The sequence below is a fragment of the Streptomyces sp. NPDC005722 genome (genome assembly GCF_040630935.1).
Taxonomy (GTDB): domain Bacteria; phylum Actinomycetota; class Actinomycetes; order Streptomycetales; family Streptomycetaceae; genus Actinacidiphila.
In genome coordinates, this window is sequence record NZ_JBEXYN010000023.1 from 113,623 (window position 1) to 136,114 (window position 22,492).

23 protein-coding genes are annotated in these 22,492 nt (G+C 73.8%); 14 read left to right on the plus strand and 9 right to left on the minus strand.

Annotated elements, in window-relative coordinates:
- Window positions 1-8: 8 nt before the first annotated feature.
- Both ABZ479_RS25160 and ABZ479_RS25165 read right to left on the minus strand, forming a co-directional pair.
- Window positions 9-1,400 carry a metallopeptidase TldD-related protein gene (locus ABZ479_RS25160; protein WP_500463655.1) on the minus strand — a complete coding sequence of 464 codons (1,392 nt, stop codon included), beginning with the start codon at window positions 1,398-1,400 and terminating at the stop codon, window positions 9-11.
- Window positions 1,397-2,920: a TldD/PmbA family protein gene (locus tag ABZ479_RS25165; RefSeq protein ID WP_500463656.1), complete on the minus strand. Its 1,524-nt coding sequence runs from the start codon at window positions 2,918-2,920 to the stop codon at window positions 1,397-1,399. Before ABZ479_RS25165 ends, ABZ479_RS25160 begins: the two co-directional genes overlap by 4 nt.
- A 194-nt stretch (window positions 2,921-3,114) precedes the next feature.
- On the opposite strand from ABZ479_RS25165, the gene fabG reads away from it, so the two are divergent.
- From fabG to ABZ479_RS25180, 3 genes are all read left to right on the plus strand, one after another.
- Window positions 3,115-3,819 (plus strand): 3-oxoacyl-[acyl-carrier-protein] reductase, encoded by a 705-nt coding sequence (gene fabG, locus ABZ479_RS25170; protein ID WP_500463657.1) that lies wholly within the window; start codon window positions 3,115-3,117, stop codon window positions 3,817-3,819.
- 4 nt (window positions 3,820-3,823) lie between these two features.
- The gene (gene fabI / locus ABZ479_RS25175; RefSeq protein WP_500463658.1) at window positions 3,824-4,591 is read left to right on the plus strand and encodes an enoyl-ACP reductase FabI; all 768 of its coding nucleotides are present in this window, start codon (window positions 3,824-3,826) and stop codon (window positions 4,589-4,591) included.
- A 185-nt stretch (window positions 4,592-4,776) separates the two neighbouring features.
- The gene (locus ABZ479_RS25180) at window positions 4,777-5,100 is read left to right on the plus strand and encodes a hypothetical protein (protein WP_500463659.1); all 324 of its coding nucleotides are present in this window, start codon (window positions 4,777-4,779) and stop codon (window positions 5,098-5,100) included.
- Here the strand turns inward: ABZ479_RS25180 and ABZ479_RS25185 are convergent.
- Window positions 5,081-5,761: a FadR/GntR family transcriptional regulator gene (locus tag ABZ479_RS25185; protein ID WP_500463660.1), complete on the minus strand. Its 681-nt coding sequence runs from the start codon at window positions 5,759-5,761 to the stop codon at window positions 5,081-5,083. The genes ABZ479_RS25180 and ABZ479_RS25185 overlap by 20 nt on opposite strands.
- 43 nt (window positions 5,762-5,804) lie before the next feature.
- Here ABZ479_RS25185 and ABZ479_RS25190 point away from each other — a divergent pair, with 43 nt between their 5' ends.
- The 4 genes from ABZ479_RS25190 (at window position 5,805) to ABZ479_RS25205 (ending at window position 8,283) form a co-directional block, all read left to right on the plus strand.
- Complete coding sequence (locus ABZ479_RS25190) at window positions 5,805-7,073, plus strand: CynX/NimT family MFS transporter (RefSeq protein ID WP_500463661.1); 1,269 nt, start codon at window positions 5,805-5,807, stop codon at window positions 7,071-7,073.
- Window positions 7,074-7,119: 46 nt separating this feature from the next.
- Entirely contained in the window at window positions 7,120-7,242 is a 123-nt protein-coding gene (locus tag ABZ479_RS25195; protein WP_500463662.1) for an SGM_5486 family transporter-associated protein, read from the plus strand.
- A gap of 204 nt (window positions 7,243-7,446) precedes the next feature.
- Entirely contained in the window at window positions 7,447-7,689 is a 243-nt protein-coding gene (locus ABZ479_RS25200) for a hypothetical protein (protein ID WP_499606246.1), read from the plus strand.
- Between the two features lie 72 nt (window positions 7,690-7,761).
- A complete protein-coding gene (locus ABZ479_RS25205; protein ID WP_500463663.1) occupies window positions 7,762-8,283 on the plus strand; it encodes a SixA phosphatase family protein in 522 nt (173 codons plus the stop codon).
- Window positions 8,284-8,400: 117 nt separating this feature from the next.
- Here the strand turns inward: ABZ479_RS25205 and serB are convergent, their stop codons facing one another.
- Window positions 8,401-9,642, minus strand: a complete 1,242-nt coding sequence (gene serB / locus ABZ479_RS25210; protein ID WP_499606248.1) for a phosphoserine phosphatase SerB — start codon at window positions 9,640-9,642, stop codon at window positions 8,401-8,403.
- A 70-nt stretch (window positions 9,643-9,712) separates the two neighbouring features.
- Complete coding sequence (locus ABZ479_RS25215; RefSeq protein WP_500463681.1) at window positions 9,713-11,434, minus strand: streptophobe family protein; 1,722 nt, start codon at window positions 11,432-11,434, stop codon at window positions 9,713-9,715.
- A gap of 222 nt (window positions 11,435-11,656) precedes the next feature.
- Here ABZ479_RS25215 and ABZ479_RS25220 point away from each other — a divergent pair, with 222 nt between their 5' ends.
- Window positions 11,657-14,248, plus strand: a complete 2,592-nt coding sequence (locus ABZ479_RS25220) for an FHA domain-containing protein (RefSeq protein WP_500463664.1) — start codon at window positions 11,657-11,659, stop codon at window positions 14,246-14,248.
- A gap of 88 nt (window positions 14,249-14,336) precedes the next feature.
- Here the strand turns inward: ABZ479_RS25220 and ABZ479_RS25225 are convergent, their stop codons facing one another.
- From ABZ479_RS25225 to ABZ479_RS25235, 3 genes are all read right to left on the minus strand, one after another.
- Complete coding sequence (locus tag ABZ479_RS25225) at window positions 14,337-15,071, minus strand: aggregation-promoting factor C-terminal-like domain-containing protein (RefSeq protein ID WP_500463665.1); 735 nt, start codon at window positions 15,069-15,071, stop codon at window positions 14,337-14,339.
- Between the two features lie 314 nt (window positions 15,072-15,385).
- Window positions 15,386-16,444, minus strand: a complete 1,059-nt coding sequence (locus ABZ479_RS25230) for an S-adenosylmethionine:tRNA ribosyltransferase-isomerase (protein ID WP_500463666.1) — start codon at window positions 16,442-16,444, stop codon at window positions 15,386-15,388.
- Window positions 16,441-17,139: an SDR family NAD(P)-dependent oxidoreductase gene (locus ABZ479_RS25235; RefSeq protein ID WP_500463667.1), complete on the minus strand. Its 699-nt coding sequence runs from the start codon at window positions 17,137-17,139 to the stop codon at window positions 16,441-16,443. Before ABZ479_RS25235 ends, ABZ479_RS25230 begins: the two co-directional genes overlap by 4 nt.
- Window positions 17,140-17,327: 188 nt before the next feature.
- On the opposite strand from ABZ479_RS25235, the gene ABZ479_RS25240 reads away from it, so the two are divergent.
- The 4 genes from ABZ479_RS25240 to ABZ479_RS25255 all read left to right on the plus strand — a co-directional run bounded on the left by ABZ479_RS25240 (window position 17,328) and on the right by ABZ479_RS25255 (window position 20,092).
- Window positions 17,328-18,482 carry a GAF domain-containing sensor histidine kinase gene (locus ABZ479_RS25240; protein WP_499606254.1) on the plus strand — a complete coding sequence of 385 codons (1,155 nt, stop codon included), beginning with the start codon at window positions 17,328-17,330 and terminating at the stop codon, window positions 18,480-18,482.
- Window positions 18,475-19,119: a response regulator gene (locus ABZ479_RS25245; protein ID WP_500463668.1), complete on the plus strand. Its 645-nt coding sequence runs from the start codon at window positions 18,475-18,477 to the stop codon at window positions 19,117-19,119. The genes ABZ479_RS25240 and ABZ479_RS25245 overlap by 8 nt, the downstream gene beginning before the upstream one ends.
- A gap of 238 nt (window positions 19,120-19,357) precedes the next feature.
- On the plus strand, window positions 19,358-19,606 hold the full coding sequence (locus ABZ479_RS25250) for a chaplin (RefSeq protein ID WP_361795778.1): 249 nt from the start codon (window positions 19,358-19,360) through the stop codon (window positions 19,604-19,606).
- 246 nt (window positions 19,607-19,852) lie between these two features.
- The gene (locus tag ABZ479_RS25255; RefSeq protein ID WP_499606256.1) at window positions 19,853-20,092 is read left to right on the plus strand and encodes a chaplin; all 240 of its coding nucleotides are present in this window, start codon (window positions 19,853-19,855) and stop codon (window positions 20,090-20,092) included.
- Window positions 20,093-20,156: 64 nt separating this feature from the next.
- Here ABZ479_RS25255 and ABZ479_RS25260 read toward each other — a convergent pair whose 3' ends face one another.
- On the minus strand, window positions 20,157-20,954 hold the full coding sequence (locus ABZ479_RS25260; RefSeq protein WP_499606258.1) for an Rv1486c family protein: 798 nt from the start codon (window positions 20,952-20,954) through the stop codon (window positions 20,157-20,159).
- A 115-nt stretch (window positions 20,955-21,069) separates the two neighbouring features.
- Between ABZ479_RS25260 and ABZ479_RS25265 the strand changes: the two genes are divergently transcribed.
- The gene (locus ABZ479_RS25265; protein ID WP_499606259.1) at window positions 21,070-21,861 is read left to right on the plus strand and encodes an ABC transporter ATP-binding protein; all 792 of its coding nucleotides are present in this window, start codon (window positions 21,070-21,072) and stop codon (window positions 21,859-21,861) included.
- A 162-nt stretch (window positions 21,862-22,023) separates the two neighbouring features.
- Window positions 22,024-22,434: an NfeD family protein gene (locus ABZ479_RS25270; RefSeq protein WP_500463682.1), complete on the plus strand. Its 411-nt coding sequence runs from the start codon at window positions 22,024-22,026 to the stop codon at window positions 22,432-22,434.
- The last annotated feature ends 58 nt before the right edge of the window (window positions 22,435-22,492 follow it).

Here is a 22,492-nt window from a genome sequence, read left to right on the forward strand (position 1 = left end):
CGTCCTGGTCAGACGCCCTGGCTGACCGAGCTCATGTTGAAGTCCGGGACCCGCATCGCCGGGAACGCGGCCCGGGTGAACCAGTCGCTCCACTCGCGCGGCAGCGTGCGCTCGGTGCGGCCCACCTCGGTGGCCCGGCCCAGCAGGTCGACCGGCGACTCGTTGAACCGGAAGTTGTTCACCACACCGGTCACCTCGCCGCCCTCCACCAGGTAGACCCCGTCCCGGGTCAGCCCGGTCAGCAGCAGGGTGGCCGGATCCACCTCGCGGATGTACCACAGGCAGGTCAGCAGCAGGCCGCGCTCGGTGTCCGCCACCATCTCCTCCAGCGACCGCTTGCCGCCGCCGTCCAGGACCAGGTTGCCCCCGGACGGCGCGAACGGCAGCCCCGTCAGCCCGGCGCTGTGCCGCGTGGTGGACAGCCGGTTGAGCACGCCCTCGCGCACCCAGTCGGTGGCCTCGACGGGCAGCCCGTTGTCGAAGACCGACGCCACGTCACCCGAGGCGTGCGCGATGACGAACGGCGCCGACTCCAGACCCGGTTCGGCCGGGTCGCTGCGCAGCGTCAGCGGCAGCTCGGAGAGCTTCTCGCCGACCCGGGTACCCCCGCCCGGGCGGCTGAAGACCGTACGGCCCTCCGCCGCGTCACGGGCCGCGGCGCTCCACTGCTGGTAGATCACCAGGTCCGCGACGGCGGACGGCGGCAGCAGCGTCTCGTACCGCCCGGCGGGCAGGTCGACCCGGCGCTCGGCCCAGGCAAGGCGCTGCGCGAGGTCGGCCTCGAGGGCGGCCGGGTCGACGTCGGTGAAGTCGCGGGTGGCGGCGCCCGCCCACGCCGAGCGGGACATGTCCTCGGACTTGGCGTTGAGTTCCAGGGTGCCGCTGGGCTGGTCGTGACGGAGCCGCAGCCCCGTGGACGTGCCCAGGTAGGTCGAGGTGACGGAGTGGTACGCGAAGCCGTACAGCCTCCGGCCGCCGGCCCGCGCCGCGGCGAAGGACTCGCCCAGGGCGGGCGCGAAAGCGGCGAACACCTCGGAGGAGGTCTCGGCCGGCGGCTCGGTGAAGGAGGCGCTCGCCGGCACCCCCTCGACCAGCGGCTGGGCGTCCTCGGCGGGACCGGCGGCGCGTGCGGCCGCCTCGGCGGCCCGTACCAGCGGCTCCAGTTCGTCCGCGGTGACCGCCGCACGGGACACCACGCCCGAGGCGGTGCCCTGCGAGCCGTCCACCGTCGCGACCACGGTCAGGCTGCGGCCGCGCGTCACGCCGTTGGTGGTCAGGGCGTTGCCCGCCCAGCGCAGGTTGGCCGAGGAGTCCTCGTCGGCGATGACCACGCAGCCGTCCGCGCGGGTCAGTTCCAGGGCGCGCTCGACGATCTCGTGGGGCTTCGAAACGGTGCTCATCGACCGGCCTCCTGCGTGGTGTTGAGGATGTTGACGCCGCGGAAGAGCGCGGAGGGGCAGCCGTGCGAGACGGCGGCGACCTGGCCCGGCTGGGCCTTTCCGCAGTTGAAGGCACCGCCGAGGACGTAGGTCTGGGGCCCGCCGACGGCCTCCATGGAGCCCCAGAAGTCGGTGGTGGTGGCCTGGTAGGCGACGTCGCGCAGCTGCCCGGCCAGGCGGCCGTTCTCGATCCTGAAGAAGCGCTGACCGGTGAACTGGAAGTTGTAGCGCTGCATGTCGATCGACCAGGAGCGGTCGCCCACGACGTAGATGCCGCGCTCCACGCCGGAGATCAGCTCCTGCGTCGACGGCCCGTCCGGTGCCGGCTGCAGCGACACGTTCGCCATCCGCTGCACGGGGACGTGGCCGGGGGAGTCCGCGTAGGCGCAGCCGTTGGAGCGTTCGAAGCCGGTGAGCCGCGCGATCCTGCGGTCGAGCTGGTAGCCGACCAGGACGCCGTCCTTGACCAGGTCCCAGGACTGTCCGGCGACGCCCTCGTCGTCGTAGCCGACGGTCGCCAGGCCGTGCTCGGCGGTGCGGTCGCCGGTGACGTTCATGTGCGCGGAGCCGTACCGCAGCGTGCCCAGCTGGTCGAAGGTGGCGAAGGAGGTGCCGGCGTAGGCGGCCTCGTAGCCCAGCGCGCGGTCCAGCTCGGTGGCGTGGCCGATCGACTCGTGGATGGTGAGCCACAGGTTCGACGGGTCGACCACCAGGTCGTACGCCCCCGCCTGCACCGAGGGCGCCGCCATCTTCTCGGCGAGCAGCCCGGGGATCTCCGCGAGCTCCGCGTCCCAGTCCCAGCCGGTGCCGGTCAGGTACTCCCAGCCGCGGCCGGCCGGCGGCGCCAGCGTCCGCATCGAGTCGAACTCACCGGTCCGCGGGTCCACCGCGACGGCGGTGAGCTCCGGGTGCACCCGCACCCGCTGCTGGATCGTGGTCGTCCCCGCGGTGTCCGCGTAGAACTTGTTCTCGTGGACCGTCATCAGGGAGGCGTCGACGTGCGACACGCCGTCCGCGGCCAGCAGCCGCCCGCTCCACTCGGACAGCAGACCCGTCTTGTCGGCATCGGGCACCTGGAAGGGGTCGACCTCGTACGAGGAGACCCACACCCGGTCCGAGTGGACCGGCTCGGCCGCCAGCTCCACCCGCTCGTCGGAGCCCGCCGCCGCGATCACCTTGGCCGACAGCTTCGCCATCGCCACGGCCTGCCCGGCCACGCGCGCCGCGGCGTCCATCGACAGGTCGACCCCGGAGGCGAAGCCCCACGCCCCGCCGTGCACCACGCGCACCGCGTAGCCGACGTCCGTGGTGTCCGACGAGCCGGAGGCCCTGCCGTCGCGCAGCCGCCACGAGGCGCCGCGCACCCGCTCGAAGCGGAAGTCGGCGTGCTCGGCGCCCAGCGCGCGGGCGCGTGCCAGTGCCGCGTCGGCGAGCGCCCTGAGCGGCAGCGCCAGGAATGACTGATCGACCTCGTGGGGCACGAGGGCCTCCCCTTCTGTCCAATCGTCAGTGTCTCCGCAGTGAATCATGCCGCTCCGACAATCCGCCCGCCTGCGGTTTTCTGTAGGGACTCGACAGCGACTCGCACATGCCCCTGTCGGGGGTCGATTCCCCGTACCGCGACGTAGGCAGATAGTTTTCTGGAGTACCAGACCTCTAGGGAAAGGGTGATCCGTTGAGCCGCTCGGTTCTCGTCACCGGAGGAAACCGGGGCATCGGCCTCGCCATCGCCCGAGCGTTCGCCGACGCGGGCGACAAGGTCGCCGTCACCTACCGCTCGGGCGAGCCCCCGGAGGGTTTCTTCGCCGTCAAGTGCGACATCACCGACGGTGAGCAGGTCGAGCAGGCCTTCAAGGAGATCGAGGCCCAGCAGGGCGCGGTCGAGGTGCTGGTGGCCAACGCCGGCGTCACCCGCGACCAGCTGCTGCTGCGGATGTCCGACGACGACTTCACGTCGGTCCTGGACACCAACCTGACCGGCACCTTCCGCGTGGTGAAGGGCGCGGTGCGGAAGATGCTGCGCGCCCGCAAGGGTCGCGTCGTGCTGATCTCCTCCGTGGTGGGCCTGACGGGCCAGGCGGGGCAGGCGAACTACGCCGCGTCCAAGGCCGGTCTCGTCGGCTTCGCGCGCTCGCTGGCCCGTGAGCTCGGCTCGCGCAACATCACGGTCAACGTGGTCGCCCCCGGCTTCGTCGACACCGACATGACCCGCGTGCTCACCGACGAGCAGCGGGAGAGCATCGTCGGCCAGGTGCCGCTGGCCCGTTACGCGCAGCCCGAGGAGATCGCCGCCTCGGTCCGCTTCCTCGCCTCCGACGAGGCCGCATACATCACCGGAGCCGTCATTCCCGTCGACGGCGGATTGGGCATGGGTCACTGAGCACATGAGCGGAATCCTCGCTGGAAAGCGCATCCTCATCACCGGCGTGCTGATGGAGTCCTCCATCGCGTTCCACACCGCGAAGCTCGCCCAGGAGCAGGGTGCCGAGATCATCCTCACGGCGTTCCCGCGGCCCACGCTGACCGAGCGCATCGCCAAGAAGCTGCCCAGGCCGGTCAAGGTCATCGAGCTCGACGTCACCAACGACGAGCACCTCGGCAGGCTCGCCGACCTCGTCCGCGAGGAGCTGGGCGGGCTCGACGGCGTCGTGCACTCCATCGGCTTCGCGCCGCAGGACGCCCTCGGCGGCAACTTCCTCAACACGCCGTTCGAGTCCGTCGCCACCGCGATGCACGTCTCCGCGTACTCGCTGAAGTCGCTCACCATGGCCTGCCTGCCGCTGATGCAGGAGGGCGGCTCGGTCGTCGGCCTCACCTTCGACGCGCAGTTCGCCTGGCCCCAGTACGACTGGATGGGCCCGGCCAAGGCGGCGCTGGAGGCCACCTCCCGCTACATGGCGCGTGACCTGGGCAAGCAGAACATCCGTTGCAACCTGATCTCGGCCGGCCCGATCGGCTCCATGGCCGCCAAGTCCATCCCGGGCTTCGGTGAGCTGGCCGACGTCTGGAACCACCGTGCCCCGCTCGAGTGGAACCTCGCCGACCCCGAGCCGGCCGGCCGCGGCGTCGTGGCGCTGCTGAGCGACTGGTTCCCCAAGACGACGGGCGAGATCATCCACGTCGACGGCGGCCTGCACGCGGTGGGCGCCTGATCGTACGGGCCGCTCCGGCCCCTTCGCGTACGGCCCCGGTGCCGCCCTCGGGCGGCGCCGGGGCCGTACGCGCGTTCGGGGCCGTGTCCCCCGTTCGGCCCAGCAGACCGGGTGGCCGGGCCCCGCGGGCCGGGAGGATGGCCGTGCGGGGGTGAGCCGGGGGTCAGCGGAGGGAGGTGTGCATCGTGCGTGCCTACGTGTGCGCCGCGGCGGCCGTCGCGGCGCTCGTCGCCGGCGTGGGCCCGGCGGCCGCGACGGCGGGGGCCGCGGCACGGCTGCCGGACGTCGCCCAGTGCCGGACCTCGGTACAGGGCAGCGAGGGCGTCGCCGTCTGCTTCAACCCCGACCCCGACCTGGACAGCGTCCAGCTGCACATCGAGTGCCGCCAGTGGTGGGACCCGGACGTCGACGGGGCGTCCGTCCCGGTCGGCCCCGCCGAGACCGTCACCCTCAGCGACCGCTGCTGGAAGGAGATCCAGGACGTCTGGGTCACCGGGCAGCTGGGCTGAAGCGGCAGCTGAAGGCGTGCGCCGAGGCCTCGCCCGAGGCCGCCTCCGGATCACCGGCCCGGATCGCCTCGACCAGCCGCGCGTGGTCCACGTACTGCTCGGGCCGCAGCTCCTCGCCGACGTCCGCACGCAGGAAGGCGCGCAGCACCTCGCCGAGGTCGGCGTAGAGCTCGACGACGACGTCGTTGTGCGAGGCCGCCACGACCGACAGGTGCAGTGCGGCGTCCGCGTCGACGAAGGCCTCGGCCCGGCCCGACTCCCAGGCGCTCTCCCGCCGGGCCAGGGCGGCGTCCAGCTGCTTCAGGTCGCGTTCCGTGCGACGCCGCGCGGCGAGCGCCGCCGCTGACGCCTCCAGGGCGCTGCGGAGCTCGGCCACGTGCCGGGGGTCGGAGTCGGCGAAGCGGCGGTGCATCACCCCGGCCAGCTCGCTGGTGGCCAGCACATAGGTGCCGGATCCCTGCCTGATGTCGAGGAGCCCGTTGTGCGCGAGCGCCCGGACCGCCTCGCGGACGGTGTTGCGGGCCACCCCGAGCTGCTCGACCAGCTGGGTCTCGGTGGGGATCCGCGACCCCACCGGCCACTCACCGGAGGTGATCTGCGCGCGCAGTTGCGCGATCACCTGGTCGGCCAGGGCGGAGCGCCGGGGTGAGGTCAGGGGCATGGGCTCTCCTCAACATTCATCCCATCATTCTATGATGGTCGGCATGCGTGACGACGAAGCGACGCTTGACCCTGCCACGGAACAGGCCTCCGTGCCCGCACACCTGCCCAACAGCGTGCCCGGCACACGGCGCACCCGGACGCTGGTAGCGGTCGCCTTGGTGCTCGCGGCACTTAATCTGCGGCCCGCCATCACCAGCCTCGGCGCGCTCCTCGAGGAGGTGCGCGACGGCCTCGGGATGAGCGGCAGCGTCGCCGGCCTGCTCACCTCCGTCCCCGCGCTGTGCTTCGCCGTGTTCGGGGTGACCGCGCCCCGGCTGGCCCGCCGGCGCGGCCCCGGTGCCGTCGTCTGCGCGGGCCTGGTCGCCATCACCCTGGGGCTCTTCCTGCGGCCGTTCACCGGCGGCACGGTGCCCTTCCTCGCCGCCAGCGCCCTCGCCCTGGGCGGCATAGCCGTCGGCAACGTCCTGATGCCCGTCGTCGTCAAGCGCTGGTTCCCGGACCGCGTCGGCACCATGACGGGGCTCTACTCGATGGCCCTGTCCCTGGGCACCGCCGTCGCCGCCGCGGCGACCGTCCCGGCGACCCGTGCGCTCGGCGGCGACTGGCGGTTCGGCCTCGCGGCCTGGGGCGTGATCGCCGCGTTCGCCGTGGTGCCCTGGCTCGCCCTCGTCCGCGACCGGGCCCCCGCCGCCGCGGCCGCGCCGGCGGCCCCCGAGGAGCGGAACCAGACCGGCAGCATCGCCCGCAGCCGTACCGCCTGGGCGCTCGCCGTCTACTTCGGGCTCCAGGCCACAGGCGCGTACATCACCATGGGGTGGCTCCCGCAGATCTTCCGCGACGCCGGGGTCTCCGCCTCCACCGCCGGTGTGCTGCTCGCCGTCACCATGGTGATGGGCGTGCCGCTCTCCTTCGTGCTCCCCGCGCTCGCCGGCCGCATGCGGCACCAGGGCGGACTCGCCGTCGGCCTCGGCCTGTTCGGGATCGTCGGCTACGGCGGACTGTGGGCGGCCCCGGCCGGCGCGCCCTGGGTGTGGGCGGTGCTGCTGGGCATCTCCAACTGCTCGTTCCCGCTGGCCCTCACCATGATCGGGATGCGCTCCCGCACCGGCGGCGGCGTCGTGCGGCTCTCGGCCTTCGCACAGTGCACCGGCTACCTGATCTCCATCCCCGGTCCGATCCTCGTCGGCACCCTCTACCAGCACACCGGCGGCTGGGACCTGCCGGTGGCCTTCATGCTCGCCCTGCTGGTGCCGCAGATCGCCGCGGGCGTCGTCGCCGGCCGTGACCGCGCCGTGGAGGACGAACTCTGACCACCCGGGTACGCGGGGGCCGCGGGCGGATGCGAGACTGGGCGGCATGCCCGTGCTCGAGCCGAACCCCCCGCAGCCGCAGAAGAAGTTTCTGATCGTCTTCGGTCTCATGATGGCCGTGCCCGCGCTCGTCGCGGTGATCGCTGTCATCGGCGCGAAGTTCGGCTGACCCGCGCCCCGCTGACCTGCCCCGCTGACCCGCTGACCCGCCACCCCGAGAGCGGGGGTAGGGACAACCCCACCTCCCCTAGGGGGCCAGGGTCAGGGTCAAGTGGGTGGGCCACCCGATGGGCCCGGCGGCCGCCCTTCCGTAGCGTCGTGGTGCAAGGTCGGACGACGTTCCGGCACCGCGGCCGACCCACGGAGGCGACCCGTGTCCACGCAGGCTGTTCCCTCGCGTACCCGGCGTACCCGCGCCGCCCGCCCGGCGGCCGGACGCGGCACGCAGACGCGCCTGCCGTGGTGGGCGCTCGCCCTGCCCGCGCTCGCCTTCGCAGCGCTGCTCGCCCTGGTCGCGGGCCCGGGGGCGGCGGAGGCCTCGGCCGCGGAGCCCGTCGGACAGCTCCTGCACACGGTCGGCGAAGGGCTCCCGGGGCTGCTGCAGTACCTGCTGTGACCCACCTGCGGCGAACCGTGATCCGTCCCGCAGCCCGCGCCTGACGGCCGGATTTCTGGAAAGCTGAGGGTCATGAGCGCAGCTGCATCGCCCCGCCGGATCGTCCTGCTCCGGCACGCCAAAGCCGACTGGCCCGACGTCCCCGACCACGAGCGACCGCTGGCGGAACGGGGACGCAAGGAGGCCCCCGTCGCCGGCCGCAGGCTCGCCGAACTGGGGATCCCGTTCGAACTCACCCTCTGCTCCTCGGCCACGCGCACCCGCGAGACGTGGAAGCTGGCCGCCCACGAACTCCCGCACCGCCCCCGCACCGTCTACGAGGAGCGTCTGTACGACGCCACCCTCGGTGACCTGATCGCCCTGCTCGACGAGACCCCCGAGGACGTCGACGACGTGCTGCTGGTGGGCCACAACCCGGCCATCCACGCGCTCGCCGACGCGCTCGCGGGGGAGAGCGACGGGGACGCCCGCGCGCGGATGAACCGCACCGGCTTCCCGACGGCGGCCATCGCCGTGATCACCTTCTCGGGCCCGTGGAAGACGGTCGAGCACGGCGTCGGCCGCCTCGTCGACTTCTGGTCGCCGCACGACTGAGCCGCACCCCGGCCGCGGTCCGGCGGCGCCGCGGGGCCCGGCACGGCACGGCGAGGGCCCCGGAGCCGGTGCTCCGGGGCCCTCGCCGTGCTCGTGGGGTGCCCGTGGGTGCGCCGGTCAGTCCCCGGCGGCGGAGCCGTCGTCGGCGTCGGCCGCCTCGACCTCCTCGCGCGTGATGCCCAGCAGGTAGAGCACGGTGTCCAGGAACGGCACGTTGACGGCGGCGTCCGCGGCCCGCCGCACCACCGGCTTGGCGTTGAAGGCGACCCCGAGGCCCGCCGCGTTGAGCATGTCCAGGTCGTTGGCGCCGTCGCCGATGGCGACGGTCTGGCTGAGCGGCACCCCGGCCTCCGCCGCGAAGCGCCGCAGCAGCCGGGCCTTGCCCGCCCGGTCCACGATCTCGCCGGTCACCCGGCCGGTGAGCCTGCCGTCCACGATCTCCAGGGTGTTGGCGGCGGCGAAGTCCAGCCCCAGCCGCTCCTTGAGGTCGTCGGTGACCTGCGTGAAGCCCCCGGAGACCACGCCCACCTGGTAACCCATCCGCTTGAGCGTGCGGATCAGCGTGCGCGCCCCGGCCGTCAGCCGCACCTCCTGCCGGACCTTGTCCACCACCGACTCGTCCAGCCCCTCGAGCAGGGCGACCCGCGCGTGCAGGGACTGCTCGAAGTCCAGCTCGCCGCGCATCGCCGCGGCCGTGACCTCGGCGACCTGGTCCTCGCAGCCCGCGTGCGCCGCGAAGAGCTCGATCACCTCGTCCTGGATGACGGTGGAGTCCACGTCCATGACCACCAGGCGTTGCGCACGGCGGTGCAGGCCCGCCGACACCACGGCCACGTCGACGCCGCGCTCGTGGGCCTCCAGGGCCAGCGCCGGGCGCAGCGTGTCGGTGGCGACGCCGGAGACGGCGAACTCCACCGCCGTCACCGGGTACTTCGCGAGCCGGAAGATACGGTCGATGTTGCCGCCCGCGCCGGTGATCCTGGCCGCTATGGCCGCCGTGGACTCCGCCGTCAGCGGGTGCCCCAGCACCGTCACATGGGAGCGGCCCTCACCGCGCGGCCGGTTGTCGCCGATGCCGGAGATGATCTCGGCCTGCAGGCGCATCGACTCCGCCCACGCGTGCACCGTCGCACGCAGCTCGCCCTCCATGGGACGGCCCGCGGGGGCGGGTACCAGGGCGCAGAGCACGATGCGTCCCCGGGTGACGACCTGCTCGATGTCGATGACGTTCACCTGGAAGCGGGCCAGCGTCTCGAAGAGCCCGGCGGTGATCCCCGGCCGGTCCTTGCCGAAGATCTTGACCAGCAGCGTCGGCACATTGGCGGCGGTGGCAGCGGTCGCCTGCGATGCGTCGTTCATGGTGCCTCCACCGTATCGGGCACCGTGCCGGGGACGGACATGTGTTCCGCCTGCCGGACACCGTCCGTGGTCAGCGGCGGCCCCCGGGCGCGCCGGGCGGCGGGCCCCCGCGCGAGGGGCCGGGCGGCGGCCCCGGGGGAGGTACCGGGGGAGGACCGGGCGGCGGCCCGGGCGGCGGGGGCAGCGGCGCCCCGGTGACGGTCCGGGCGGAGTGCGGCCCGCGGCCCTGCGGCGGGGCGCCGTTCGGCGGCCCCTGCGGCGCCTGGCCGTGGGGCGCCCGGCCGTGCGGGGGTTGCCGGTAGGGGTTGGGCCCGGCGTCCGGCGGGCCGTAGCCGGGGCTCGGGAGGTAGGGACCGGGCTGGTAGGCGATGCCCGGGTAGGTGCGCGAGCTGCTCTCCCCGGCCGCCGCCTCGGCCGCCCGGCGCAGCGCGTACGGCGACACCCGGCGTCCGGCCGTGCCCGTCAGCAGTGCCAGCAGCGCCCCCGCGCCGCCGGCCGCCGCCCCCCAGGCGGCGCCCAGCAGGAACGCCAGGGGGAGGCTGCCGTGCAGGTCCACCCCGGCGCCCACCGCGTCGAAGCCGAAGACCGAGACGCCCGCGTCCACGGAGACGCCGGTCACCCACACCAGCAGCGGGAAGGCGAGCGCGGTGACCAGGCCGAGCCGTAGCGCGCAGCGGCCCGCGAACCCGGCCCGCGTCGACCCCCACAGCGGGGTGCGGGCCGCAGCCAACGCCCCCGCGGCCAGCATCATCAGCGCCGCGGCGAGGGTCAGCAGCCACACCCGCTGGTCGTACTCGGCCAGCCGGGCGGGCGTCACGGGTTCCTGCACGCTGGTCGACAGCAGCCGGTCCAGCGGGTCCGGCAGCACCTTGGCCAGCTCCCCGGTGGCCGTGCCCCGCCAGGACACGAACAGCCCGAGCGGCACCGCCAGCCACACCCCGTTGGGCGCCCCCAGCAGGGCCGCCCCGGCGATCCGGCCCGGCTCGTCACCGGTCACCGCCGCGTACCCGGCGGCCGCGCAGCCCGCGAGGACGGCCAGCAGCAGCACCCAGCGCAGCGCCGACGCCGCGGGCCGCACGACGCGGTGCAGCGGCTCCAGGGCGGGCGGCAGCGGCGAACGGCGCGAGGTGAGCAGCGCCAGCAGCAGGACGACCAGCACCCACAGCAGACCGCCCAGCAGGGTGCGGCCGGTCGCGACGTGGAAGCTCACCGAGGCCTTGGCGTCGATCAGGTCCTGCAGCCCGTCCCCGAGCCCCCCGCCGAGGTCACCGATGCCCGGCAGTCCGTCCGTCAGGCCGCCGCCCTTGTCCCCGCCCAGCGCGGCGCCGTCGAGGGCGATGGTGTCCTCCCCGGCCCACGCCAGCGCGCCCAGCAGCGCCACGAAGAGCGCCACCACCGCACCGGCCCGCGCGGCGAGTTCGCCCCCGGGGACGGTCAGCCCGGCCCCGCGCAGCGACCGCAGGAACACCCAGGACAGCAGCAGGGCGCCCACCAGGCCGACGCCCAGCGGCATGAGGTCCAGCCGGCCCTCGCCACCCGCACCGCCCAGCCCGAACACCGCGACGTCACCCGACGGGACGACCTTGCCGCCCACCGCCATGGCGACCACGGCCGCCGTCATCGGCCCCAGCGAGCCCGCGGTGTCGGCGCCGAGCAGGTGCAGGCCCAGCGCGGCGGCCCCCACCATCCCCAGGTACGCCCAGCTCACCGCGGCGATCGCCGAGAGCAGCACGCCGCCCCACGGGACCGGGCGCGCGGGCGCGTTCGAAGGTGTGGAGGTGTACGCGGTCATGCCCGCCCCCGAGGTCTCGCGTCCGAACCGCCTGCGCCGCATGGTGCCCCGATCCGTCATGATCCGCACGGTTCATGGGCGGTTACCACTCTCCGGTGGTGTTTCGGCGCCGTCAACGGCTTCTCGGAAGACGGTTCACATCACCGCAACGCTGTGGCCTCCCGACGGGTCGGCGTGCCGGGAATGGTTCCTCCCGGTGTTCGCAATCCCTAGACTCCCCTCATGGGGGACAACCCGGGGGACAACTTTGTGGGGCTTGGGGTGCCTGAACTCGTACTCGAACTGAACGGTCGGACCTGGGCGCTCGATCCGGCCAGGTCGTACAGTCTCGGCCGGGACCCGCAGTCGGACGTCGTCCTCGACGACGCGCGGGTCTCCTGGCGGCACGCCACCATCCGCCGTGGCGAACGCGGTTGGGTCATCGAGGACCTGGGCAGCACCAACGGCACCTACGTCCAGGGCCAGCGCGTCCACGCCTACGACGTCGCCGCCGGGGCCACCGTCAGCCTCGGCAACGCCGCCGACGGCCCGCGTCTGAGCTTCAGCGGCGCCGCGGCCGGCGGTGACCTCTACAGCGCCGACACCGCGCTGGCGAACCCGCAGCAGGCCCACCAGTCCGGCCCGGCGGCGCAGTCGAGGCCGAACTCCGTGGCCCCGCCGCGGCAGGGCGGCTGGGGGAACGGGTCGGCGGCCGCCCACGTGCCGCAGCCGTCCCCGCGGCCCGACGGGCGGACGCCGCAGGCGCACATCCCGGCCCCGCACGGGCCGTCCGGCGGCGCCGGCGCGCCTCCCGTCTACGGCGACCGCAGCCCGACCACCTTCCACCACCTGGTGCTCGGCCGCGTCATGAAGATCGGCCGCGCCCTGGAGAACGACCTGGTCGTCTCCGACCTCCAGGTCTCCCGCTTCCACGCGGAGTTCCGGGCGCACCCCGACGGCCGCTACGAGATCGTCGACCTCGGCAGCCACAACGGCACGTACGTCAACGGCCAGCCCATACAGCGTCATCTGCTGGGCCCCAACGACATCGTGGGCGTCGGCCACTCCACCTTCCGGCTCGTCGGCGACCAGCTGGAGGAGTTCGTCGACACCGGCGAGATCTCCTTCTCCGCCCGCCGGCTGACGGTGAAGGTGCCGCAGGGCAGCGGCACCAAGACGATCCTCAACGACGTCTCCTTCGGCGTCCCCGAGAAGTCGCTGGTCGCCGTCATCGGTCCCTCCGGCTCCGGCAAGTCGACGCTGCTGCGCGCCCTGACCGGCTACCGGCCGGCCGAGGAGGGCGAGGTGCTGTACGACAGCCGCAACCTCTACAAGCAGTTCGCGGAGCTGCGGCAGCGCATCGGCCTCGTCCCGCAGGACGACATCCTGCACAAGGAACTGACGATCCGCAGAGCCCTGCGCTACGCGGCCAAGCTCCGCTTCCCCGGCGACACCAAGGCCGCCGAGCGCGAGGCCCGCATCGACGAGGTGCTGCGCGAGCTCAAGCTCGACGTCCACGCCGACAAGCGGGTCACCTCGCTCTCCGGTGGTCAGCGCAAGCGCGTCTCGGTCGCCCTGGAGCTGCTGACCAAGCCCTCGCTGATCTTCCTGGACGAGCCCACCTCCGGCCTCGACCCGGGCATGGACCGGGACGTCATGAAGCTGCTGCGCGGCCTCGCCGACGACGGCCGCACCGTGCTCGTCGTGACCCACTCGGTGGCCGAACTCGCCCTGTGCGACAAGCTGCTGGTGATGGCGCCGGGCGGTGCCGTGGCCTACTTCGGGCCGCCCGAGGAGGCGCTGAACTTCTTCGGCTACGAAACCTGGGCCGACGTCTTCTCCGCCTTCGAGAACTACCGCGACTACGACTGGTCCGGGCGCTGGCGCGGCTCCCAGCACTACCAGATCTACGCCGCGGACCTGGACGCGGTCGCCCCGCAGTCCGTAGGCGCGGCCCCGCAGCGGGCCAAGCCGCCCAAGCCGCAGAGCTGGCCGGCGCAGTTCGTCACCCTCGTGCGCCGCTACCTGTCGGTGATCGCGTCCGACAGGGGCTTCATGGCGCTGATGGTGATCCTCCCGGCCGTCCTCGGCCTGGTGAGCGTGGTGATCCCGGCGAAGTTCGGCCTGGCGCCGCCGGACGAGGCGGGCAAGTTCAACACCGACGCGGGCACCATCATGCTGATCATCGCGGTGGGCGCCTGCTTCTCGGGCGCCGCCAACTCGGTCCGCGAGCTGATCAAGGAACGCGTGATCTACGAACGGGAACGCGCCACCGGCCTGTCCCGCTCCGCGTACCTGCTCTCCAAGGTCTTCGTGCTCGGCCTGATCAGCGCCCTGCAGGGGGTCATCATCTGCGCCATCGGGCTGTCGGCGCGCAAGCTCCCCGAAGAGGGCCTGATCGTCAAGGGCTTCCCGGCCGCGGAGATCACCCTGGTGGTCATCGCGCTGGGCTTCACCTCGATGATGTTCGGCCTGGTCATCTCCTCGCTGGTGAAGACCGCCGAGAAGACCATGCCGCTGCTGGTGATGTTCGCGATCGTCCAGGTCGTCTTCACCGGCGTCCTGTTCCAGATCTTCGGCACCGTCGGCCTGGAGCAGGTCGCCTGGCTCATGCCGTCCCGCTGGGCCGTCGGCGCCGCCGGCGCCACCCTCGACCTCGGCCACATCATGCCGCCGTGGGACCCGGCCAAGCCCGACAACCTCGACCCGCTGTGGGAGCACACCGCGAGCCAGTGGGGCTTCGACATGGGGATCCTGCTCGGCATCGCCCTCGTCTGCGGCATCCTCGTGCTGCGCCTGCTGCGCCGCCACGAGCCGGAGGTCATGCGCAAGTAGCGGCCCCGCGTACGACAACGGAAGGCGGCGGCTCCCCAGGAGGGGAACCGCCGCCTTCCGCACGTCCGCGCGGCTCGCGCCGGACGGCTCAGTACCAGTGGTTGGCCTGCCAGAACGACCAGGCGCCGCAGGGGCTGCCGTAGCGCCCGTTCATGTAGTCGAGGCCCCACCTGATCTGCGTGGCCGCATTGGTGCGCCAGTCGGCGCCCGCGGAGGCCATCTTGGAGCCCGGCAGCGCCTGGACCAGGCCGTACGCACCCGAGGAGGGGTTGACCGCGTACGGGTTCCAGGTGCTCTCGTGCATCACGATGTTGGCGAAGCACTGGAACTGCGCCGCGTCGCCGATGATCTGCCGCGCCATCTGCTGCGGGGTGCCGGAGGGCGCTGCGGGCGCCTTCGGGGCGGCCGCGCGCGGAGCGGGGGCCGAGGCCTCGTGCCGCTGCTGCGGGACGAGGGCCTTGCGCTCGTGGCTGCGGTTGGCGGCGGCCCGGCGCTCGCGCGCCTCCTGTGCGGCCTCGCGCGCACGCTCGTCCGCCTGGCGCTTGCGCTCGGCGGCCAGGTGCGCGACGTGGGCCGCGTGCCGCCCGGCGAGCACCTTCCGGTGCGCGACGTGGGCGACGTGCGCGGCGTGCCGCTCGGCCGCGGCGGCCCGGGCCTGCGGGGAGACCTGCTCCGACGCCTTGCCGGTGGCCTGCGCCGTCCCGCTGGTCCCGGTCACACCGGTGATGGCCAGGACGCCCACACCGGCCGCGGCGATGCCGGCGGCGGAGTACTTGTGGGCCTTGGTCAGACGGTCGAACTTCGGGATCGTCGGGAGCTGCATGGGGGAGTGACCTCTTCCATTCGGCTGCGCCCCACTCCGCCCTCGGGCAAGGAGAAGCGCCGTGCGTCGAACACGGCGCGGAGCGACCCGAGCATTCTTAGCCGCGGGAAATTCCCCGACCAAACCCATGCATTACTACCCGAAGTCGTAGCGACCGGACCGGCGGAGCACGGCACACGCCGTGCCTCCTGCCGATCCGGCCGTCCCGCCCCCTACTACGCGCCTTCGTACGTGACGTACGCCCTATGCGCCGCCTCACAGACGCGTCGCCCACCGCGACCGCCCGGCGACGCCTGGTGCCCCGCCCGGGCCCGTCAGGGCAGCAGCAGGTTCACGTCCCCGAACTCGTGCCAGAGGTAACGCGCCCCCACCGCAGCGTCGTAGACCCGCCCCAGCAGCTCCCGGCCGGCGACCGCCTCCAGCATCAGCACGTGCGAGGCCGCCGGGTCGTGCAGCCCCGTGAGGAGGCCGTCCACCGCCCGCACGCCCCGCTCCGGCGTGACCACCAGGTCGGTCCAGCCGCCCGCCGCCGCGACCCGCCCCCGCGCGTCGGCCGCCGTCTCCAGGGCGCGCACCGCGGTGGTGCCCACCGCCACGACCCGCCCGCCGCCCGCCCGGGCGGCGTTCACCAGCCACGCGGTGCTCTCCGGCACCGAGAAGCGCTCCGGGTACGGCGGCTCGTGCGCCTCGCCGGAGGACACCCCGGTGTGCAGCACCACCGGCGCGATCTGCACCCCCCGGCTCACCAGCGCCGTGACCAGACCGTCCGTGAAGGGGCGGGCCGCGCTGGGCATCTCCGCCGAGCCGAGACCGTCCGCCGACGGCACCGAGAACACCGTCCGGTACGCCGCCACCGGCTGGTCCCGCTCGGTGTACGCGTAGCGGATCGGCCGCCCGTGCCGGCGCAGGAAGCCGGCCGCGTCCGCCGCCGACGCCCGCGCCACCCACAGCCGCTCCCCGCGGGGGCTCAGCGGTTCCTGCAGCACCAGCCGCTCGCCGCCGGGCAGCGCCACCGCCACCCCCGCCGGACCGCCCGCACGCGGCCGGGTCGTGCCCCGCCCGTCGGGCGTCCGCAGCTCCACCACCCAGCGCCCGTCGTCCAGCAGCCCCGAGAAGTGCACCACCACGGCGGACTCCCCGAGCGTGGCGTCCACCGCCGCCGGCAGCGTCGCGGAGGTGTTCACCACCAGCACGTCCCCGGCCCGCAGCAGTTCCGGAAGGTCACCGAAGGCGTGGTGCGCGACCTCGCCCCGGGCCCGCCGGCCCACCAGCATCCGCACCCCGTCGCGGCCCGCCGTCCCGTCCGCGCGCTGCTCCACCGGCACCCGCGCCGCCAGCTCCGCCGGCACCCTCAGCGCGCCCAGCGCGGTCACCGCCCGGTCTCCAGCAGGGCCGGGGCGACGTAGCGGCCACTGGCCGCGCCACCGTCGATCAGGCCCAGCACGGCCGGCACCACGGACGCGGGCTCCGGGCGCGCGTCCGCGTCCGCGTCGCCGGGCACCGCCGCCGCGTACATCGCCGTCCTCATGTCCCCCGGGTCCAGCCACCACACCCGCAGCTCCGGCTCCTCCACCGCCAGCACCGCCGACAACCGCTCCAGCGCAGCCTTGCTCGCGCCGTACCCTCCCCACGTGCGGTACGCCTCGACGGCGGCGTCCGAGCTGATGTTGAGCACCGCACCCCGCCGCCGGCGCAGCAGCGGCAGCGCCTCCTGCACCAGGCCCAGCGCGGCCACCACGTTGGTCTCCAGCGCCTCCCGCAGCCCATCCAGCGGATGCTCGGACAGCGGCCGCAGCGGCTCGGCGCCGAGCGCGCCGGCGTTGTTCACCAGCAGGTCCAGCCCGCCGAAGTCCCAGGCCGCCGAGACCAGCCCCACCCGGTGCCGCGGATCGGTGACGTCACCCGGTAGCGCGGCCACCCGGGCCCGGCCCGCCAGTTCCCGCTCCGCCTCCTCCAGCGCCCCGGCCGACCGCGAGTCGACCACCAGGTCCCAGCCCCGCTCCGCGAGCGCCCCGGCGAGGGCCCGTCCCAGTCCCCGCGACGCTCCCGTGATGATTGCCACCGGCATGACGTGTCCTCCCACCGGCCGCCCGGCCCGTCGCCCGGCGGCTGCCCCCACCGTAGGAACGCGCCCGCCCCCCGCACCTCGGCCGCCCGCAGCACCGGCGGAAGGAACTTCGCCCTAGGTCCGCGGACCGGGGGAGCTCGGTCGGCGGGCCGATCCCGCCGCCGTCACCCCGCCGGTACGGTGAGCACATGTCCAGCCGATCGTCCCGACGCGGCATCGAGGCGGTGAGCGCGGCCGTCCTCGCGATGAGCCGGCACCTGGAAGTGCGCGAGGTCCTGCAGACCATCGTCTCGTCCGCCCGCGAACTGCTCGAGGCCCAGTACGCGGCCCTGGGCGTGCCGGACGACCACGGCGGCTTCGCCCAGTTCGTCGTCGACGGCGTCAGCGACGAGCAGTGGAAGGCCATCGGCCCGCTGCCCCGGCAGCACGGCATCCTCGCCGCGATGCTCCACGAGGCCACCCCCCAGCGGCTGACCGACGTCAAGGGCGACCCCCGCTTCGGCGGCTGGCCGTCCGCCCACCCCGACATGGCCGAGTTCCTCGGCATGCCGGTGGTCGACGGCGACGAGATCCTGGGCGCCCTCTTCCTCGCCAACAAGCGCTGCGCCACCGGCCCCGCGCGGGACGGCCGCGGCTTCAGCGAGGAGGACGAGGAACTGCTGCGCACCCTGGCCGCGCACGCCGCCATCGCCCTCACCAACGCCCGCCTGTACGAGCGCAGCCGGGAGCTGACCCTCGCCGGGGAACGGGCCCGCATCGCCCACGAGTTGCACGACGCCGTCTCGCAGAAGCTGTTCTCGCTCCGGCTCACCGCCCAGGCGGCCTCCGCCCTGGTGGCCCGCGATCCCGAACGCGCCCGGGAGGAGCTGCGGCAGGTCGCCGCGCTCGCCGCCGAGGCCGCCGACGAACTGCGCGCGGTCGTGGTGGAGCTGCGCCCCGCCGCGCTCGACGAGGACGGCCTGCTGGCCACCCTGCGCACCCAGGTCGACGTCCTGGACCGCGCGCACTCGGCGCACATCTCCTTCGGCCACCGCCACGTACGCGCCCTGCCCGCCGCCCAGGAGGAGGCGGTGCTGCGGGTCGCCCAGGAAGCCCTGCACAACGCGCTGCGCCACGCGGACGCCGCCACGGTGACGGTGCGCCTGGAGGGCCGGGGCAGGGGAGCGGTGCTCACGGTGCGCGACGACGGGCGCGGCTTCGACCCGTCCGCGGTGCGCCGGGCCGGCCGCCACCTGGGACTGGTCTCCATGCGGGACCGGGCCGACGGGGTCGGCGGCGGACTGACGGTGGACTCGGCGCCCGGCAGGGGCACCGTGATCGAGATGGAGGTGCCCGGTGGCTGACGGCCCCATTCGCGTCCTGCTGGTCGACGACCACCAGGTGGTCCGCCGCGGCCTGCGGACCTTCCTGGAGGTGCAGCCCGACATCGAGGTGGTGGGCGAGGCCGGGGACGGCGAGGAGGGCGTCGAGCGCGCCGGCGAACTCGCCCCCGACGTCATCCTCATGGACGTCCGCATGCCCGGCGTCGACGGCATCGAGGCCCTGCGGCGGCTGCGCGACAACGGCAGCAAGGCCCGCGTGCTGGTCGTCACCAGCTTCACCGAGCAGCGCACGGTCGTCCCGGCGCTGCGCGCGGGCGCGGCCGGCTACGTCTACAAGGACGTGGACCCGGACGCCCTGGCCGGCGCGATCCGCTCGGTGCACGCCGGACACGTGCTGCTGCAGCAGGAGGTCGCCGAGGCCCTGCTCTCCCAGGAGGACTCCACCCCCGGCCAGGGCCGCGGGGGCACCCTCACCGAACGCGAGCGCGAGGTGCTGTCGCTGATCGCCGAGGGCCGCTCCAACCGGGAGATCGCCCGTGCCCTGGTGCTCTCGGAGAAGACCGTGAAGACCCACGTGTCGAACATCCTGATGAAGCTGGACCTCTCCGACCGCACCCAGGCGGCCCTGTGGGCGGTCCGGCACGGTATCGGGAGCTGAACGAGGGCGGCCGACGACGCGGCGAAAGACCACCGCCGCAAAAGGCCACCGATACAGAGGGCCACCGACGGGAAAGCCGGGGCGCTTAGCGGTAGGACAAGCGGATCGTCTCGGTCCGGAGTGAGATTCATACCGTCGGGTGTATGTCGCCCGGATGGCGCAACCTGGCCGGGCGTGGGCCGTTCTCCATGGCGTGCTGCGGCGACTGCCGCGGCACCCATGCAAGGAGGGCAAGAACGTGAAGAACCTGCACAAGGCCGCCGCCGTCGCCATGGTCGCCGGAAGCCTCGCCATGGTCGGCGCGGGTGCCGCCTCCGCCCACACCGGTGGCGCCCAGGCCCACGGTGGCGCGAAGAACAGCCCCGGTGTGGTCTCGGGCAACGTCATCCAGGTCCCGGTGCACGTCCCGGTGAACGTCTGCGGCAACACCATCAGCGTGATCGGTCTGCTGAACCCGGCCATCGGGAACGTCTGCGTCAACCGCTGACCCAGGACGTCACCCCCACGGCACGGCCGTGACCACCGGCCCCGGAGCGCTCCGCCGCCCCGGGGCCGGTCCGTTCGTGCGGCCCACGGCGCCTTCCCGTACGACGGGCGGCACACGCCGGTACGACACGCGGATTCCGCCGTACGGAGGTTTCCGGCGCCCTCCCCGTGTCAACGCCCCGGGCTCCGCGTTCCTCACAGTGCGGCTCCTCGAACCGGGCCGTGCCATCACAGGAGGAACAGTTTCATGAACAGCGCCAAGAAGGCCGCCCTGATCATCGCCGCCGCCGGTGCGGCCGCCGCCGGTTCGGCCGGTACCGCGCTCGCCGACTCCCACGCGGGTGCCGTGGCCGCCGGGTCGCCCGGTGTGATCTCCGGCAACGTGATCCAGGTTCCGGTGAACATCCCGGTCAACCTCTGCGGCAACACCATCGACGCCGTCGGCATCCTCAACCCGGCCGTCGGCAACGTCTGCTTCAACAACTGACGTGCGCGCGGAAGGCCCCGCGGACAGCGTCGTCCGCGGGGCCTTCTCCCGTCCCCGGCCGGTCTCAGCCCCGGCGCCGCTCCGTCTCCTCGACGTACGCGTTGTACGCCGCCACCTGTGCCCGCCGCGCCGTGCGCTCCACCGGCCGCAGCAACTCCGCCCGGGCGGCGATCTCCGAGGCGCTGACCGCCGCCCCGTGCCCGGCGCCCGCACCGGTCGCGATCCCGATCAGCGCGCCCACCCGCTGGGCCAGTTCCAGCACCCGCACCGCCCGCGGCGGATACCCCGGCGCCAGCACCTCGCGCCCGCGCGCCGCCCGCGCCCGGTACGCCTCCAGAGCCGCCTGCGCCGTCGGTCCCGCGCCGGCCACGTCCAGCCGGGCCAGCGCCTCCGTGGCGTCCCGCAACGCCTCGGCGAGCTCCCGCTCCGCCTCCCCCAGCGAGGGCACGTCCGCCGGCGGCGCGTCCCGCACCTCCAGGCAGTGCCACTCCACCGACACGTGCACGTCGCCCCGCGGCCCGGCCTCCGTGACCTCCGGGACCAGCCCGACGGCCGGCCCGCCCACGGCGATGACCGCCTCGCCCGCCGCCAGCGCCCGCGCGTTGAACTCCGGCGGCCCGCTGAGCCCGAGCGGGTGCCCCGGCACCGGCAGCGCGATCCGCAGCCCGCGCACACCGAGCGCGCGCAGCCGCCCCAGCCCCAGCGTCAGCCCCACCGGGCCCTCCTCGCCGGGGAGTCCGGAGACCCGGTGCACCGAGTCGTCGGCGAGCACTTCCTGAGCGGCGTCATCCGGCGCGGCAAGTCCGGCAATCAGGGCATTTCCCCAGGCGGCCAGCCGTCCTGAGCGAGGTTCGTCGAGCATCCCCCCAGCCTAAGGACTGGGGCGGCCCGGGCGTGGCGTAGATTTCCTTGGGGGCGGCGCCTACAGGTGCTCGCGACGGCAGACGTGCGATCGGGAAGTGGGAGACAACACGCTCATGAGCGATGTTCTGGAGCTGGTGGACGTATCCGTGGTCCGAGACGGCCGGGCTCTGGTGGACCAGGTCTCCTGGTCGGTCGCCGAGGGCGAGCGGTGGGTCATCCTCGGCCCCAACGGCGCCGGCAAGACGACCTTGCTGAACATCGCCTCGAGCTACCTCTTCCCGACCTCCGGCACCGTCCAGATCCTCGGCGAGAAGATGGGCGGCGTCGACGTCTTCGAACTGCGCCCCCGCATCGGCATCGCGGGCGTCGCCCTGGCCGAGAAGCTGCCGCGCAAGCAGACCGTCCTGGAGACCGTCCTCACCGCCGCGTACGGCATGACCGCGCACTGGCAGGAGAGCTACGAGCAGGTCGACGAGGACCGCGCCCGAGCCTTCCTCGACCGCCTCGGCATGAGCGACTACCTCGACCGCAGGTTCGGCACCCTCTCCGAGGGCGAGCGCAAGCGCACCCTCATCGCCCGCGCCATGATGACCGACCCCGAGCTGCTCCTGCTCGACGAGCCCGCCGCCGGCCTCGACCTGGGCGGCCGCGAGGACCTCGTCCGCCGCCTGGGACGGCTCGCCCGCGACCCGATCGCCCCCTCCATGGTGATGGTCACCCACCACGTCGAGGAGATCGCCCCGGGCTTCACCCACGTCCTGATGATCCGCCAGGGCAAGGTGGTCGCCGCCGGCCCCATGGAGACCGAGCTCAGCTCCCGCAACCTCTCCCTCTGCTTCGGCCTCCCGCTCGTCGTCGAGCGCCGCGGCGACCGCTGGACCGCCAACGGCCTGCCCCTGAAGTGACCTTCCCGGGGTGACCCCCGGCGCGACCGGTGACGTCACCCCGTCAACCGACCCGCCGAGGACGCCCGCGCACCCGGTCCCGCGACGAAAGCGCCCGGCAGAGCCGTCGCACCCTGTCACAGATCCACTGCGGGCCCCTACCATGGGCCTGTGGACGACTGGTTGTGGTGGCTGATCGCCGCCGTGGGGCTGGGTATTCCGCTCGTGGTGACCGCGATGCCCGAATTCGGCATGTTCGCGGTCGGAGCCGTCGCCGCCGCTGTCGCGGCCGGCCTCGGCCTCGGCATCACCGGACAGGTGCTGGTCTTCGTCATCGTCTCGGTCGCGGGCATCGCCGTCGTACGCCCGCTGGCCAACAGGAACCGCGCGCAGCGCCCGGAGCTGCGCAGCGGCATCGACGCGCTCAAGGGCCGCCAGGCCGTCGTCCTCGAACGGGTGGACGGGCACGGCGGCCGGATCAAGCTCAACGGCGAGGTCTGGTCGGCCCGCGCCCTCGACACGGGACGGGCCTTCGAACCCGGCGAGAGCGTGGACGTCGTCGAGATCCAGGGCGCGACGGCCGTCGTGATGTGATCCTGCGCGCCCCGCACCCGAGACGGCACGGGAATTCGCCGAACCCGGCCCGCCTCCC

Excerpts from the sequence above, each read along its gene's own strand:
- ABZ479_RS25160 (WP_500463655.1), bottom strand. The coding sequence starts at position 1,400 with ATGAGCACCGTTTCGAAGCCCCACGAGATCGTCGAGCGCGCCCTGGAA.
- fabI (WP_500463658.1), top strand. The coding sequence starts at position 3,824 with ATGAGCGGAATCCTCGCTGGAAAGCGCATCCTCATCACCGGCGTGCTG.
- serB (WP_499606248.1), bottom strand. The coding sequence starts at position 9,642 with ATGAACGACGCATCGCAGGCGACCGCTGCCACCGCCGCCAATGTGCCG.
- ABZ479_RS25205 (WP_500463663.1), top strand. The coding sequence starts at position 7,762 with ATGAGCGCAGCTGCATCGCCCCGCCGGATCGTCCTGCTCCGGCACGCC.
- ABZ479_RS25220 (WP_500463664.1), top strand. The coding sequence starts at position 11,657 with ATGGGGGACAACCCGGGGGACAACTTTGTGGGGCTTGGGGTGCCTGAA.
- ABZ479_RS25185 (WP_500463660.1), bottom strand. The coding sequence starts at position 5,761 with ATGCCCCTGACCTCACCCCGGCGCTCCGCCCTGGCCGACCAGGTGATC.
- ABZ479_RS25195 (WP_500463662.1), top strand. The coding sequence starts at position 7,120 with ATGCCCGTGCTCGAGCCGAACCCCCCGCAGCCGCAGAAGAAGTTTCTG.
- ABZ479_RS25225 (WP_500463665.1), bottom strand. The coding sequence starts at position 15,071 with ATGCAGCTCCCGACGATCCCGAAGTTCGACCGTCTGACCAAGGCCCAC.
- ABZ479_RS25260 (WP_499606258.1), bottom strand. The coding sequence starts at position 20,954 with ATGCTCGACGAACCTCGCTCAGGACGGCTGGCCGCCTGGGGAAATGCC.
- ABZ479_RS25255 (WP_499606256.1), top strand. The coding sequence starts at position 19,853 with ATGAACAGCGCCAAGAAGGCCGCCCTGATCATCGCCGCCGCCGGTGCG.
- ABZ479_RS25240 (WP_499606254.1), top strand. The coding sequence starts at position 17,328 with ATGTCCAGCCGATCGTCCCGACGCGGCATCGAGGCGGTGAGCGCGGCC.
- ABZ479_RS25235 (WP_500463667.1), bottom strand. The coding sequence starts at position 17,139 with ATGCCGGTGGCAATCATCACGGGAGCGTCGCGGGGACTGGGACGGGCC.
- ABZ479_RS25190 (WP_500463661.1), top strand. The coding sequence starts at position 5,805 with ATGCGTGACGACGAAGCGACGCTTGACCCTGCCACGGAACAGGCCTCC.
- ABZ479_RS25215 (WP_500463681.1), bottom strand. The coding sequence starts at position 11,434 with ATGACCGCGTACACCTCCACACCTTCGAACGCGCCCGCGCGCCCGGTC.
- ABZ479_RS25265 (WP_499606259.1), top strand. The coding sequence starts at position 21,070 with ATGAGCGATGTTCTGGAGCTGGTGGACGTATCCGTGGTCCGAGACGGC.